Source organism: Okeania sp. SIO2F5 (assembly GCF_010692685.1).
Taxonomy (GTDB): domain Bacteria; phylum Cyanobacteriota; class Cyanobacteriia; order Cyanobacteriales; family Microcoleaceae; genus Okeania; species Okeania hirsuta.
In genome coordinates this window covers 37,370-49,596 of sequence record NZ_JAAHGU010000044.1, presented here as the reverse complement: position 1 = coordinate 49,596, position 12,227 = coordinate 37,370, and the positions used below count along the sequence as shown (strand labels likewise).

General features: G+C 36.4%; 11 protein-coding genes. 6 read left to right on the top strand and 5 right to left on the bottom strand.

Translation table 11 applies throughout. The features are described 5' to 3' along the window. Positions 1 to 89: 89 nt before the first annotated feature. Positions 90 to 839: an urea ABC transporter ATP-binding protein UrtD gene (gene urtD, locus F6K27_RS15970; protein ID WP_287275614.1), complete on the top strand. Its 750-nt coding sequence runs from the start codon at positions 90 to 92 to the stop codon at positions 837 to 839. Between the two features lie 526 nt (positions 840 to 1,365). Here the strand turns inward: urtD and F6K27_RS15965 are convergent. Further along, a complete protein-coding gene (locus tag F6K27_RS15965; RefSeq protein WP_287275616.1) occupies positions 1,366 to 1,860 on the bottom strand; it encodes a hypothetical protein in 495 nt (164 codons plus the stop codon). Between the two features lie 63 nt (positions 1,861 to 1,923). On the opposite strand from F6K27_RS15965, the gene urtE reads away from it, so the two are divergent. Beyond that, positions 1,924 to 2,676 carry an urea ABC transporter ATP-binding subunit UrtE gene (gene urtE / locus F6K27_RS15960; protein ID WP_287275618.1) on the top strand — a complete coding sequence of 251 codons (753 nt, stop codon included), beginning with the start codon at positions 1,924 to 1,926 and terminating at the stop codon, positions 2,674 to 2,676. Between the two features lie 157 nt (positions 2,677 to 2,833). Here urtE and F6K27_RS15955 read toward each other — a convergent pair whose 3' ends face one another. Then, positions 2,834 to 4,084 (bottom strand): transposase, encoded by a 1,251-nt coding sequence (locus tag F6K27_RS15955; RefSeq protein ID WP_287275661.1) that lies wholly within the window; start codon positions 4,082 to 4,084, stop codon positions 2,834 to 2,836. A 138-nt stretch (positions 4,085 to 4,222) separates the two neighbouring features. On the opposite strand from F6K27_RS15955, the gene F6K27_RS15950 reads away from it, so the two are divergent. Then, on the top strand, positions 4,223 to 5,971 hold the full coding sequence (locus tag F6K27_RS15950) for a hypothetical protein (protein ID WP_287275620.1): 1,749 nt from the start codon (positions 4,223 to 4,225) through the stop codon (positions 5,969 to 5,971). Positions 5,972 to 7,224: 1,253 nt separating this feature from the next. Here the strand turns inward: F6K27_RS15950 and F6K27_RS15945 are convergent. Beyond that, positions 7,225 to 7,404: a hypothetical protein gene (locus F6K27_RS15945; RefSeq protein WP_287275621.1), complete on the bottom strand. Its 180-nt coding sequence runs from the start codon at positions 7,402 to 7,404 to the stop codon at positions 7,225 to 7,227. Positions 7,405 to 8,059: 655 nt separating this feature from the next. On the opposite strand from F6K27_RS15945, the gene F6K27_RS15940 reads away from it, so the two are divergent. From F6K27_RS15940 to F6K27_RS15930, 3 genes are all read left to right on the top strand, one after another. Then, the gene (locus tag F6K27_RS15940; RefSeq protein ID WP_124146038.1) at positions 8,060 to 8,983 is read left to right on the top strand and encodes an NAD(+) kinase; all 924 of its coding nucleotides are present in this window, start codon (positions 8,060 to 8,062) and stop codon (positions 8,981 to 8,983) included. Positions 8,984 to 9,227: 244 nt separating this feature from the next. Further along, complete coding sequence (gene iscB, locus F6K27_RS15935; protein ID WP_287275624.1) at positions 9,228 to 9,644, top strand: RNA-guided endonuclease IscB; 417 nt, start codon at positions 9,228 to 9,230, stop codon at positions 9,642 to 9,644. Positions 9,645 to 9,844: 200 nt separating this feature from the next. Further along, positions 9,845 to 10,927 carry a hypothetical protein gene (locus F6K27_RS15930; RefSeq protein WP_287275627.1) on the top strand — a complete coding sequence of 361 codons (1,083 nt, stop codon included), beginning with the start codon at positions 9,845 to 9,847 and terminating at the stop codon, positions 10,925 to 10,927. A 438-nt stretch (positions 10,928 to 11,365) separates the two neighbouring features. Here F6K27_RS15930 and F6K27_RS15925 read toward each other — a convergent pair whose 3' ends face one another. Both F6K27_RS15925 and F6K27_RS15920 read right to left on the bottom strand, forming a co-directional pair. Next, positions 11,366 to 11,662: a Mo-dependent nitrogenase C-terminal domain-containing protein gene (locus F6K27_RS15925; protein WP_124146035.1), complete on the bottom strand. Its 297-nt coding sequence runs from the start codon at positions 11,660 to 11,662 to the stop codon at positions 11,366 to 11,368. Positions 11,663 to 11,723: 61 nt separating this feature from the next. Then, the gene (locus F6K27_RS15920; protein ID WP_124146034.1) at positions 11,724 to 11,951 is read right to left on the bottom strand and encodes a CP12 domain-containing protein; all 228 of its coding nucleotides are present in this window, start codon (positions 11,949 to 11,951) and stop codon (positions 11,724 to 11,726) included. Positions 11,952 to 12,227: the final 276 nt, after the last annotated feature.

The window sequence follows — 12,227 nt, the reverse complement described above, 5'->3', positions numbered from 1 at the left end:
TAAGTACCAATAGCTGATAATTGACCGCTGTTTGCGCAGCATTCCCCAGGAAATGCTTACGAATAATTAGGTTCAGATGAAGTAAAAAAATGGTAGAAAAAATTTTAGAAATTCAAAATTTAACAGTTAGCTTTGATGGTTTTAAGGCTCTGAATAATCTCAATTTCACGATGAATGTTGGTGAATTGCGAGTTATTATCGGTCCGAATGGAGCTGGAAAGACTACTTTTTTAGATGTAATTACTGGCAAAGTTCAACCAACAATAGGAAAAGTATTATTTAGAGGTGAAAATTTAATTAAAATTCCCGAACATAAAATAGCTTGTATGGGAATTGGGCGTAAATTTCAAACACCAAGGATTTATTTGAATTTAACTGTCAGAGAAAATTTAGATTTAGTTATTAATCGCCATAAAGGAGTAATTGCTACTTTATTTCGTAAAGTTCCTTCCGCAGAAATTAGAAGTGTTGCTGGTTTATTGGAAACTATAAATTTAGTTGGAAAAGCAAATATTAAAGCAGCTTTTTTATCTCATGGTGAAAAACAACGTTTAGAAATAGGTATGTTAGTTGCTCAATCTCCCGAACTATTATTAGTAGATGAACCCGTAGCTGGTTTGACTGATGAAGAAACAGAAAATATAGGTTCTCTTTTGTTAAACTTGGCTGCCAGTCATTCAATTATTGTGATTGAACATGACATGGAATTTGTGCGTCAAATAGCCAAAACAGTAACTGTTTTACATCAAGGTTCTGTACTTTGTCAAGGAACTATGGATGAGGTGCAGAATGATGCAAGAGTTATCGAAGTTTATTTAGGAGCTGTTGAAAAAATCTGAGGCGCGTTAACGAAGTCTGAAGTCTGAATTCTGAAGTCTGAAGTTATTTTTTTAAGGGGGATTTGAGCTTCGTTCCAAAAATATTTCCCTTTAAAAGGCGAGGTTGCGCGACCCTTGAAATATAGGTGCGAAATTAAGTATAACCAACCTTGAAGAATCCTGCGATTTAGGAGCCGTATGAGGAGCGAAACTCTCATGTACGGTTTTGTAGTAGAGGTGAGGGATAGCAATATCCCCATCGACTACATCGAAAGAGAAAGTTTTTTATCACCAATTATCCGGGTATGATATAAGATGCTAACAAAAAGCTATTTTTCCGTTGTTCAACCTCATTGTTTGACTATTTTATTTATCTTTCATCCATTGATTGCATTGTTTTGATAGTATAAAAACCAATCGCTAATACTATGCCCGAACAAATAATGTTACAAAACTATGCTTACAGGCAAAAAGCAACAGGAATTTTTACCAAACATTTTATCGTGCTTGGTTTTACTGAAAACTTGAAATGTTTAAAGTTGAAATATCAGGTATATCTATAAGGTCGCCTTGCTTTTGAAGGATTAAACTTAGTATCCACAAATTGCACCGGAGAATAAGTCTCGATCCACAAACGTGCCCCACAGGATAAAGGATTATAAGGCTGATATACTATACGGCATTCACCATGAATTTCCATTTGATAACCCAAATCATTACGCTCTCCTGCTTTCATAGTGATTACTGGTACCAGTTGTTCAGGAGTCATCAGAGGATCGTTTTTGATTCTCTTACCATTAGCTTTAATTTTCCTTTGATTTACATGAATCCTCGTTGGTGCTTGTCGTAGCCCCTTACACCAAACACCTTGAGGACCTCTTTTTCCTGGTATAACAACAGGCATTCTATTATATAGAGGAATCTGCCAGAATCCTTTACGCTTGTAAGCCCCTTTGATTCTACCTTGAGCAAGAAGTACTCTCACTCGTTGACAACAAATACCCAACAAAAAAGCTGCTTCTCTAGTTCCAATGATAGTCATTTTTACTCTAGCACTATAGTTTTTACTTTATTAAAATAGAAAATCAAAAAACATCAAAAAATTATGAATTTTAATCTACCCAATCAAGCTGGACAAAATCAAATTGATTATACCACCTTACAAATATCTAATATAAATGTATTTTATGGAGAAAGTCATATTTTGCGCAATGTTGATTTAACCGTGAAACCTGGAGAAATGGTATGTTTAATCGGTAGAAATGGAGTGGGCAAAACAACATTACTAAAAACAGTAATGGGACTACTCAGACCACAGACAGGAAAAATTAATTTATGGGGTAAAGCGATCGCCACTCTCCGACCAGACCAACGCGCTTGCCTAGGTATTGGTTATGTACCCCAAGGTAGAGAAATTATACCTAGGTTAACAGTCAAAGAAAATTTATTGCTTGGTTTAGAAGCAAGAAAAGAAGATAGAAAAGGAAAAAATGAAATACTCGAAGAAATATTTGAATTATTTCCTGTTCTAAAAACAATGTTATCTAGGATGGGAGGAAATTTGAGTGGTGGTCAACAACAACAATTAGCGATCGCTCGTGCATTGATAGGTAAGCCTAATTTACTTTTGTTAGATGAACCGACTGAGGGTATTCAACCTTCTATTATTTTAGAGATAGAAACAGCGGTGAGAAATATTATTCAAAGTAGAGGTATTTCTGTTTTATTAGTAGAACAACATCTCCATTTTGTGCGTAAAGCAGACCGATATTATGCAATGCAAAAAGGAGGAATTGTGGCATCAGGAAATACTACAGATTTAAGTCAAGAAGTAATCCAAAGATTTTTAGCAGTTTAATATCAAACCTGTTTCCAGTTTCTTCTTGGCAAATAAACTTGCCAAAAAAGGAACTATAATCTATCACAAATATTATCTATAGATATGGAGAGGAGTCTAGTTGACACTCCGCAGGATAAATCCACGCGAATTCTTAAGCCGAATAAATTTGCCGGGATCAATCCACGTCAAATTTAACCCTTAATGGCATAGCCAAAGATGCCTCTAGTCTGTCTGGGATAAAGCCATTCAGGTTACTTTTTAATCCAATATTTGCTGCTCCATTGCAGTCAGCATTAATCAATTTATTTTGCTTAGTTTTGTACAAACCACGTTTGATTCTTTTGCCACTAAACCTATATTCAGTTGAATTATGAGCATGATAAACAGGTATATTGTCTCTATCCAAAAAACTAGCCTTGGATGTGTAAGACTCCTCTTGTTCCAAATAAGTTAATCCATATCTTTCACACATAGCTTTTAACTTTAATCTCAAACTATAGTGTGGTATCTGTACAAATTTTTGATTAGTTTTTTTGCCTAAGTTGATATCTTTTTTGATTCCGGGATTAACACCTACAACAATTGTAGATATTTGACTTTTACTACACCAGTTAATGAGATATCTAACTGCTTTATTCAGATAATCCCTAACTTTATTGTTTCGATTGACTGTGATGTTAACCTGTTTCTTTGTCAACCCTTTGATACCTTGTTTATCCTTTAATGACTGTAATCTAGCATTTTCCTTGTTGTACCACTGGTTGATTGATTTAAGTTTTCTGCCGTCCAAAATGAACGACGACCCAGTATTTGATACACAGGTAGCTAAATTATTTAAACCAAGGTCTATAGCTAAAGCTTTGTCAGTTTTTTTTGCTGGTTGTGGTTCAACTTCAGTAATAAATTCAACTTCAAAAAACCTAGCATCATATCTAGGAATTACCCTAACTTCCTTTAGGTTTTTATCTATTAATCGCTCCGGAAAAGGGATTTTTACTTCCCCATACTCAGCCTTAAATTTCCTAGACATTGGGATTTTAAAATATCCATCTTTGACGATAATTCGAGGTATAATTAAAGGAAAATACCCCTCTTTATTTAAGTATCTAGGCATTCGTATTTGTTCAAAGCGATACAGCCTCTCATTGGCAGCTTTTATTAAGTTGAAAAAAGCTCTAAAAGACCTATCAACAACTTTTAATGTTTGTTGTGCAATATCGGTTTGAAGTAGCTGGTAATTTTCATTATCTTTGCAGTAATGATAGTTGGATTCGTATCTGAGATACCCACCTTCTGCAAAATAAAACTGTCTCACAGAGTAAACCCCTACATTGTACATATTTTTAGATAATCTGCACAACTGTCTGAGAGTTTTAAACTCTTGAATGGACAAGTTCCTAATTTTGTTTTTTTGGGTAAGATACATTTCAACTATTATCGCCATATAATATAAGTATAGCGAAAATAGTTATGAAAGGCAATACTTAGACGACAGATTAAAACCTGTCAGTTAGTTTTCATCCAGGCGTTAAAACGGACTGGTTTCCCACGTCCCTAAATTTTTATGACTAGAATCCATTCATCCGATGCCACTCCTGAACGTAGTTGGCAACAAAATATAGAAAATCAATTCCATAATGCTAGACTTTCATCTAGCTTACTTAAATCTTTGACGGCAACTATTTTGCTAACCCTAACTGTTGGATGTATTCCCACTCAACATTTTCAGAGCAAAATATCTCCAACCTCACAGAAAAATCTTATATCAGTTAATAACTGTGATTTAACTTCCGCCAAAGAAAATAACTCACAAATTTCTCTAGTTTCTCAAAATTCCAATGCTACTCAATGTGCTTCTGTAGACCCGTTCAGTCAAGCAGTTAGGTTTGCCACAAAAGCCTCACAGTTAGCTCAGACCGCGAGAACTAAACAACAGTGGGATAAGGTCGCCCAAGAGTGGGTACAGGCAGTAGCTTGGATGCAAGCTGTACCACCAGGAAACCCCAGACGTGCTTTTGCTGAGAAAAAAGTTGCTGAGTATATGAGAAATTTAGCTTACTCCCAACAACAAGCAGCTTCTGCACGTTCTCAGTATAATCCTGTTTCTTTCAATAGTGATGTTCTCGACACCCAGTTAGAGCTTTATCTGTCTTTTGTTGCTACTGTGGGTCCGCCAGATGTTTTAATTGTGGGTAGTTCCCGCGCCTTATACGGGGTCGATCCGCAACAACTACAACAATATTTAGTAGCTAAAGGCAATCGTCCGTTAAACATATTTAACTTCAGTATCAATGGAGCCACTGCTCAAGTAGTAGACTTTCAATTGCGACAACTTTTGAACAATAATCAACTGCCAAAATTAATTATTTGGGCGGATGGAGTACGAGCTTTTAATAGTGGAAGGGTAGATCGAACTTATAATTCAATTGTTACTTCTGAGGGAAAAAGAAAATTACTTTCTGGTGTTCGTCCCCAGTTACCTCAAGGTCAGTCTAACTTTGCTTCTACCTGTTATCAGTTTCCCAAACCTTATAATGTATTTGCACCTCCCTACTCTCCTTTTGAAATATCGGGAGGGGAAGCAATGGAAATTAATTATAGGGAACAGACAACAGCGGTGCGACCCCGCGTCGGTGACAGAAGCAAGCAGTGGAAACTAGGGGAGGAAACCTTGCGATGGGAACGCCGACCAACAGAGGGAACGCGCAGCAACAGAGGAAATACCGAAGTAGGGAATAGTTCTAATACTCTTTATCCTGACTATTTTAAGACTACTAAATATTCTTATAAACCTCTATCGCAAAACTCCTCAAACTTAACATCTCATCCTCAATATTCTACTCAATTTGTACAAGCAGTAGCGATCGCCGATGTTGCCAATGCTATTGATGCTAATGGGTTTCTGCCAATGGATGGGCAATTTAATCCTTCTTATTATTATCAGCGACGACCTTATGTAGCAGGGCTTTACGATGGCGACTATGCTAGTTTTTATCTTGGGGGTACTCAAGCTACAGCTTTAACTTCTGTTGTTAATTTTACTAAATCTCGCAATATTCCTTTAGTTTTTGTTAATTTACCTCTTTCTGATAGTTATTTAGATTCTGTGCGTTGGTCTGCTGAAGAAGACTTTCATCAGTGGATGCAGAGTCGAGCAAGAGAAAATAGTTTTACATTCCTAAATTTCAATTTATATCAGCCTCAACTCGCCAAAAATGAATATTTCTTTGACCCCAGTCATCTAAATCGTTATGGTGCTGCTGCTGTAGCTCGTTATATTGCTGCTAGTACTAGAATTTATTGGCCACGTTGAAGTAGGTCGTAGGTTGTAGGGATATTCGGCGTTGGTAATTTGAGGTATGATATCATGTCTGGATAAGATCGCGATAGAACTCCGTGACCTTTACGCGACCAAAAAACTTTCTCCTTTTACTCGGGGTTTCTTCTTCTTTCTTCCCTCCTGACTCGGTCCTCCTGACTCCCCCTCTTGGGAGGGGCGCGCGGGTGGGTTGACTCCTAAAGAATTAAGATTAATATCATACATGCGCTTTACCAACGCCGGATATTCTATGGAATGTCCCTACTATGAAGAAGGTGATAGGTTTTAGGCTTGATCTGGACCTATTCCACTATTTTTAACAAGCTTATTTGTTTAAGTAAAATGTTCTTGAAAAGCTTAATTTTTCGTTTTTAACTCTCAAAATATTTAGGTTTTTTAGCAAAAATCCTATTAGTGGGATAGGTTCATCAAGTCTGGATAATTCAACCATACATGATATTAGTTGACATCTCCAGGGGTTGAAACACCCTGGATTCTGTGGCAAATCCACCGCAAATGGGATGATAAATCCACATTTGCTTAAAGCCTGAAGGGCAGACTCCTAAACTCCTCGGCATAGATCGAAATCTAGCTGTGAGTTTACTTTTTTTTGTTAGCTTTCACGAGTGGTTTTACTCGCACTGGTTGGAGCAATCTTCTCGCTGCTCTAGCTGCCTACTTGCTTTTCCTGCGGAATGCTGCGCAAACAGCCGTCGTAGGAAGTTAATTCCCCGTCTCCTGTCCACCGGAATTTCACCGCAAAGTGCGGTCTTGTCATGGCGACAAACCTTGTTCTTACTTGCCATTTCTAGTATAGCAGATTTTTACTTCGCTTTATTACCCGCGTGTCGTTGCGTGTCGTTATTCAACCAGCCGTTAAAACAGGCTGGCTAACTTCCTCCCGACGCTTTTTAGGTTTTATATCATGTTCTCCCTTCGGGGGAGCTACGTTTACGGTAGAAAAGTTAAATTAAGCTTGTAGTTGGGTTTGAGCAATAAGATACAGCAGATTGCTGGTATATGAGATACAAATATTAATGATAAAGTCTTTGTAGTGCGCGCATCTTGCCCGCTACGGGTGTATCTCACTGATACGAAACACACTGTAAGTATTTAAAGGGCTAAAGCCCAACTACAAACATAATATTAGGGATGTTCTATGGAATTTCTTTTTACTTGAAATAATTTTTAGTATACTATAGCACTACGCAAATAGGTTAGGACATTGATAAATCCTCAAACGAGCGTCAGGGATTACTTCTGATCTCAAATCCGTTTAATTCGGTATAAAAAAATGTTTCATCTTCAACCATTACCAAATATTTCTCGATCTCCCCATCTCCCCATCCCCAAATAATTACACCGATGCTACCGGATTTGATATGACTTCTGACTTCTGACTTGCGTGCAGCGCTATAATTGGCCATATTTGCTTTAAATTCGTGCAATTTATGAGAATTTACGATCGCTGCTTCCACTTTGTTGCACTACTTCTAGAAATAGCTTCAGTGATCGCACTGAATTGATAATATATTTATAGCGGAAATAGCGTAAGTGCTCGCACGTATTTAATCTGCTAGTTTTTTTGATTTTAACGCCAAATAAAACTTCTCTGTATATAGCTTTCAGGCTTTTTTTCTGGCAATTATTTTTATATAAAATATTGCGGAAGTGACAAATTAACCAGATTTAAGCAGATGATTTTGCCAGAAAAGTTATAATTTCTAGTTGCATTTACAGAGTAAACATAAATTTTACCACTTCAAAAACATATGAAAGTCAAGCAGGCAAATACTTACAGTATTATTTGTCTAACCTTTATCAAACTCATGCAAATCTTCACACATCTTTTACCTATGAGCCTTCTACAGTAGTTATATTAGATTTAATCAAACTCAGATAATACAAGATTTTTCCTTCTCCCCTAGATAACTAAACGCCTTCTTCCTGATTCCTTCTTCTTTTTTCCTTCTGCCATAACAGAGCAATTATCCAACTCCTAAAGGCCGTAGTTATTGCTATACAATGATTCAGTGGTGCAGAGATTTTGCCAATCTCTATCTAAAATCTAGAATATTAACTATGGACATTAAACGAGTAATTATTGCTCATAAGGCCAAAGATGATGTGAGTCAGCATTATGCAGAACAATGTGCTAGACAGTTGGAAGATAGAGGCTGTCAAGTGTTAATGGGGCCTAGTGGACCACAAGATAATCCATATCCAGTTTTTCTTGCTTCTAGCACTCATAAAATTGACTTAGCAGTGGTTTTAGGAGGAGATGGTAGTGCTTTAGCTGCTGCAAGACATTTAGCAGCTCTAGGTATTCCAATGTTGGCAGTTAATGTGGGAGGACATTTGGGATTTTTGACAGAAAGTTTTGAAGATTTTAAGGATACAGAGAAGGTATGGGATAGGTTATTTGAAGACCGCTATGCTGTACAACTGCGAATGATGTTACAGTCAGCAGTGTTTAATGGCGATCGCACTAACCTCGAACCATCAAGCGATCGCTTTTTAGCTTTGAATGAATTTTGTATTAAACCTGCTTCTGCTGACAGGATGCCCACTTCTATTTTGGAAGTAGAAGTTGATGGTGAAGTAGTAGACCAATATCAAGGGGATGGACTTATTGTTGCTAGTCCGACTGGTTCTACTTGCTATACTGCTTCTGCTAATGGACCAATTATGCACGCTGGTATGGCTTCTATTTCTGTTACTCCAATTTGTCCTTTAAGTCTTTCTAGTCGTCCTATTGTACTTCCTCCTGGTTGTATAGTTAGTGTTTGGCCTCTACAGGAGCACGATCTAACTACTAAACTTTGGGCAGATGGAGTTCTATCTACTGCTATTTGGCCGGGACAACGGGTGGATGTGCGTATGGCAGATTGTCAGGCTAAGTTTATTATTTTGCGGGAAAATTATTCATTTTTCCAGACTCTTAGAGAAAAACTACAATGGGCTGGTGCTAGAATTAAGTACAATAATGAGCATCGTAGTAGTTAAGTCAACACCCCGCTCTAAAGAGACGGGGCTTCGTGCCTCGTTGAATTAGGTAGCTGACCAGCCTAAGCCTTTTGAAGGCTACGTTGCATTTAAGAGCCAAAGTTCTCACCTTGGGATGCTTGTCAGTTCCATGCTCTGAAACTAGATAGTTAAAAGTTTACGAGGGGTAAAGCGGTGCTATTTGGACGTGCAGGAATGCAACATTGGCGAGGCAAACATTACCCTGCTTGCAGGAGTTTTTTCAATGAATAAAAATTCGGTTTTTGTACTTGATAAGAACGAAAAGCAATGCAATCCAGTGCATCCCGCTGCTGCCAGAAAGTTATTAACTGAAGGCAAAGCAGCAGTGTTTAGACAATATCCATTCACTATTATTCTTAAGGATAAATCAACAGATGAAATAAAGCAGTTGAGAATCAAAATAGACCCTGGAGCTAAAACAACAGGATTGGCAATAGTTTCTGATACCAACATAGTTTGGTGTGCAGAATTGGGGCATCGAGGGTTTCAAGTCAGAGATAACTTAAGCGATCGTCGGGTAAAAAGAAGATCAAGACGTAGTCGCAAGACTCGTTATCGTAAACCTCGCTTTCTCAATCGCAAACGACCGCAAGCATGGTTGCCACCTTCATTAATGTCAAGGGTATTCAACATCCAATAAAATTTTGTAATAGTAGGGGCGGTTTCCACGTTAAATTAATGAGTCTTAGCCAATTAGATGAATCCCCCCAGTGATATGATGAACTATTTTAATTGTGTCGGTCCAGTAGATTGTCAAGAAAATTTTTTGACTGAATGAAGTTTTAATTGAGTTATTTCTTAAGCTCCTCACATCTCCCGATTTCCAAAACTCTAACATTGATGGTCAAAAATTATTTAAGTCAGACAAAAAAAATCCTCAAAATTGTCTCAATTAATCTAATTTCATGTTTGTCTATATTAAGTTTGGTTGAAGGTCTATCTAGCATTATTTTACTGTTTTATAAAATCAGTAAAGTTCAACCAATTAGCGAAATACGCCACACTCAATATGATGAATTATTAGGATGGGTGAATCTTCCTAATGTTTATATTCCAAATATGTATGCTCCGGGGATATATTTTCGAACAAATTCTCAATCTTTGAGAAATAGCGAAGACTTTAGTATTAATATCCCCCCTAATAAAGTTAGGATAATTTGTTCTGGGGATTCTTTTACAATGGGATGGGGTGTTAGTAATGACCAAACATGGTGTCAACTATTAACATCTATCAATCAACGTTTACAAACTATTAATATGGGTCAAGGGGGATATGGTATTGACCAAGCTTATTTATGGTACAAACGTGATGGTACTAAGTTTGACCATCATATTCAGATATTTGCTTTTATTACTGATGATTTTGTGCGGATGCAGTTGGCAAGGTCTTTGGGTTATGGGAAACCATTATTGTATTTAGAAAATGGGGAGTTAGTTAATCATAATTTTCCTGTGCCTAGAGGTTCTTTTTTAGTTCCAAAAATTACAGAAGGTGGCAGATATATTCAGGAGTTAAGATTTTTAAATCTATGGCAAACATTGTTTCCTAGAAAAATGGAAACTGACAATAAATATGTTGCTCAAACTCCTGCTATAGCTATCAAAATCTTTGAACAGTTGGCGAAGATTAATCAAGGGAAAAATAGTAAGTTAGTGGTTGTTTATTTACCAATATATTCTGATTATTATCTGAATGAATCTAGTTTTTGGCGACAATATCTACAGACTGAATTAGAAAAACGAAACATAGTTTATATTGATTTGATTGCTGAATTTAGAAAGAGAATGCCAAATGAACAAGTAGAAACTGCTTTCTTAGGTGGTAATGGGCATTATTCTGTATCTGGTAATGAATTTTTTGCTAATCTTTTGTATGAAAAGTTATTATCTATGCCTGAAGTTGCAGTTATTTTACAGCAGTAGAAAATGTTATAGCAGTTTCCATAATGGTGAGGTACAAAATTCATTTGTTTTAGGGAACAGGGAACAGGGAACAGGGAACAGGAAAGAAAAAATAAAGATAGGTGTACCTCATTTTGGTATTAGCTCTGAGTTTTGGAATGATTTATGGTGTTAATAGTTATTAGTAATTAGATTTTAGCTATTTTGTCTCTTCTAGAGTAGACATCTCCAGAAAAGAGGCAACAGGCAACGGGTAACAGGGAGAAATAATTGATAATTTATGGATAAGAATTGATTTGATTTTTGATTTTTGGAGATGTCTAGTAGTTATAGCAGTCTAGTAGTTATAGCAGTCGAAGAAAAGGTTAGAACAGATCAAAAGCTGAAAATTCAGACAAAGCAATATTTTCCCTTTTCCCTCTTCCTTCTTCCCTCTTCCTTCTTCCTTCTTCCCTCTGCTTAACAATAAGGAGTAACATCTTCTAAACAAACATCAGCTAAGAAAGTTAGGGCGCGAAAACGTAAACTAATTAGTTCATAGTAAAAAGGATTTAGTTTACATAGAGGTGGAATATGCAAAACTGTACGACCAAAGAATTTAATATCTCTGGCAAATGGGCATTGAGCCGGAATCAATTGACATAATTTTCTGGCAAATTCAGGATTATTAATATCTATATTTTCTATAAAATTACGGCAAGTTTGTAGCAAAACATCAATGGGGTTTTGGGGACAATTATTAGTAGTAGTTTGCATTTTTTTACTCCTATTATTTTGAATTAATTGTAATGATGATATATAGTTAAAACCAAGAGAATTATGATGAGTAAATGCTGCACTCAATAGCATGAGGATTTTGTCTACAGTAATCATTAAACATAGAAGCTATTTGATGTTTCTGCTGATTAGCTATGCTGCCTAAAAACTCTTCATATATTTGCCAAGCAATTGGAGATTTAGCACTGTCTATATCTTGTAAATTCGTGGCTGAATATGTCCGTGTAAATGTTGTTATCGTTGACTTTTTTGAACTGCTACTAAACATATCTTTTGCTCTGCTTTACTTCATACTTTTAATATAAACATCATCAAAACGGATGACAAGATAGCTTTTATATAAAAAATATTTATCAATTATAGGCAGAGCTTATCTTCTCAACCAAATGTCTTTAAATGAAGAGTTAATAGTTTGAAGAGAAAGAATATTTGATAATGTAGTTGCGTGATCGCTGTATAACCAGATTTTATTTCAGTAATTAATTTTTATTTTCAAAAACTAATTTAAGGTAGTAATTCCTCCTAGTAGACTCACACACTTTAA

Coding starts and splice junctions, on each gene's coding strand:
- urtD (WP_287275614.1), top strand. CDS start 90: ATGGTAGAAAAAATTTTAGAAATTCAAAATTTAACAGTTAGCTTTGAT.
- F6K27_RS15965 (WP_287275616.1), bottom strand. CDS start 1,860: ATGACTATCATTGGAACTAGAGAAGCAGCTTTTTTGTTGGGTATTTGT.
- urtE (WP_287275618.1), top strand. CDS start 1,924: ATGAATTTTAATCTACCCAATCAAGCTGGACAAAATCAAATTGATTAT.
- F6K27_RS15955 (WP_287275661.1), bottom strand. CDS start 4,084: ATGTATCTTACCCAAAAAAACAAAATTAGGAACTTGTCCATTCAAGAG.
- F6K27_RS15950 (WP_287275620.1), top strand. CDS start 4,223: ATGACTAGAATCCATTCATCCGATGCCACTCCTGAACGTAGTTGGCAA.
- F6K27_RS15945 (WP_287275621.1), bottom strand. CDS start 7,404: ATGGCCAATTATAGCGCTGCACGCAAGTCAGAAGTCAGAAGTCATATC.
- F6K27_RS15940 (WP_124146038.1), top strand. CDS start 8,060: ATGGACATTAAACGAGTAATTATTGCTCATAAGGCCAAAGATGATGTG.
- iscB (WP_287275624.1), top strand. CDS start 9,228: ATGAATAAAAATTCGGTTTTTGTACTTGATAAGAACGAAAAGCAATGC.
- F6K27_RS15930 (WP_287275627.1), top strand. CDS start 9,845: ATGGTCAAAAATTATTTAAGTCAGACAAAAAAAATCCTCAAAATTGTC.
- F6K27_RS15925 (WP_124146035.1), bottom strand. CDS start 11,662: ATGCAAACTACTACTAATAATTGTCCCCAAAACCCCATTGATGTTTTG.
- F6K27_RS15920 (WP_124146034.1), bottom strand. CDS start 11,951: ATGTTTAGTAGCAGTTCAAAAAAGTCAACGATAACAACATTTACACGG.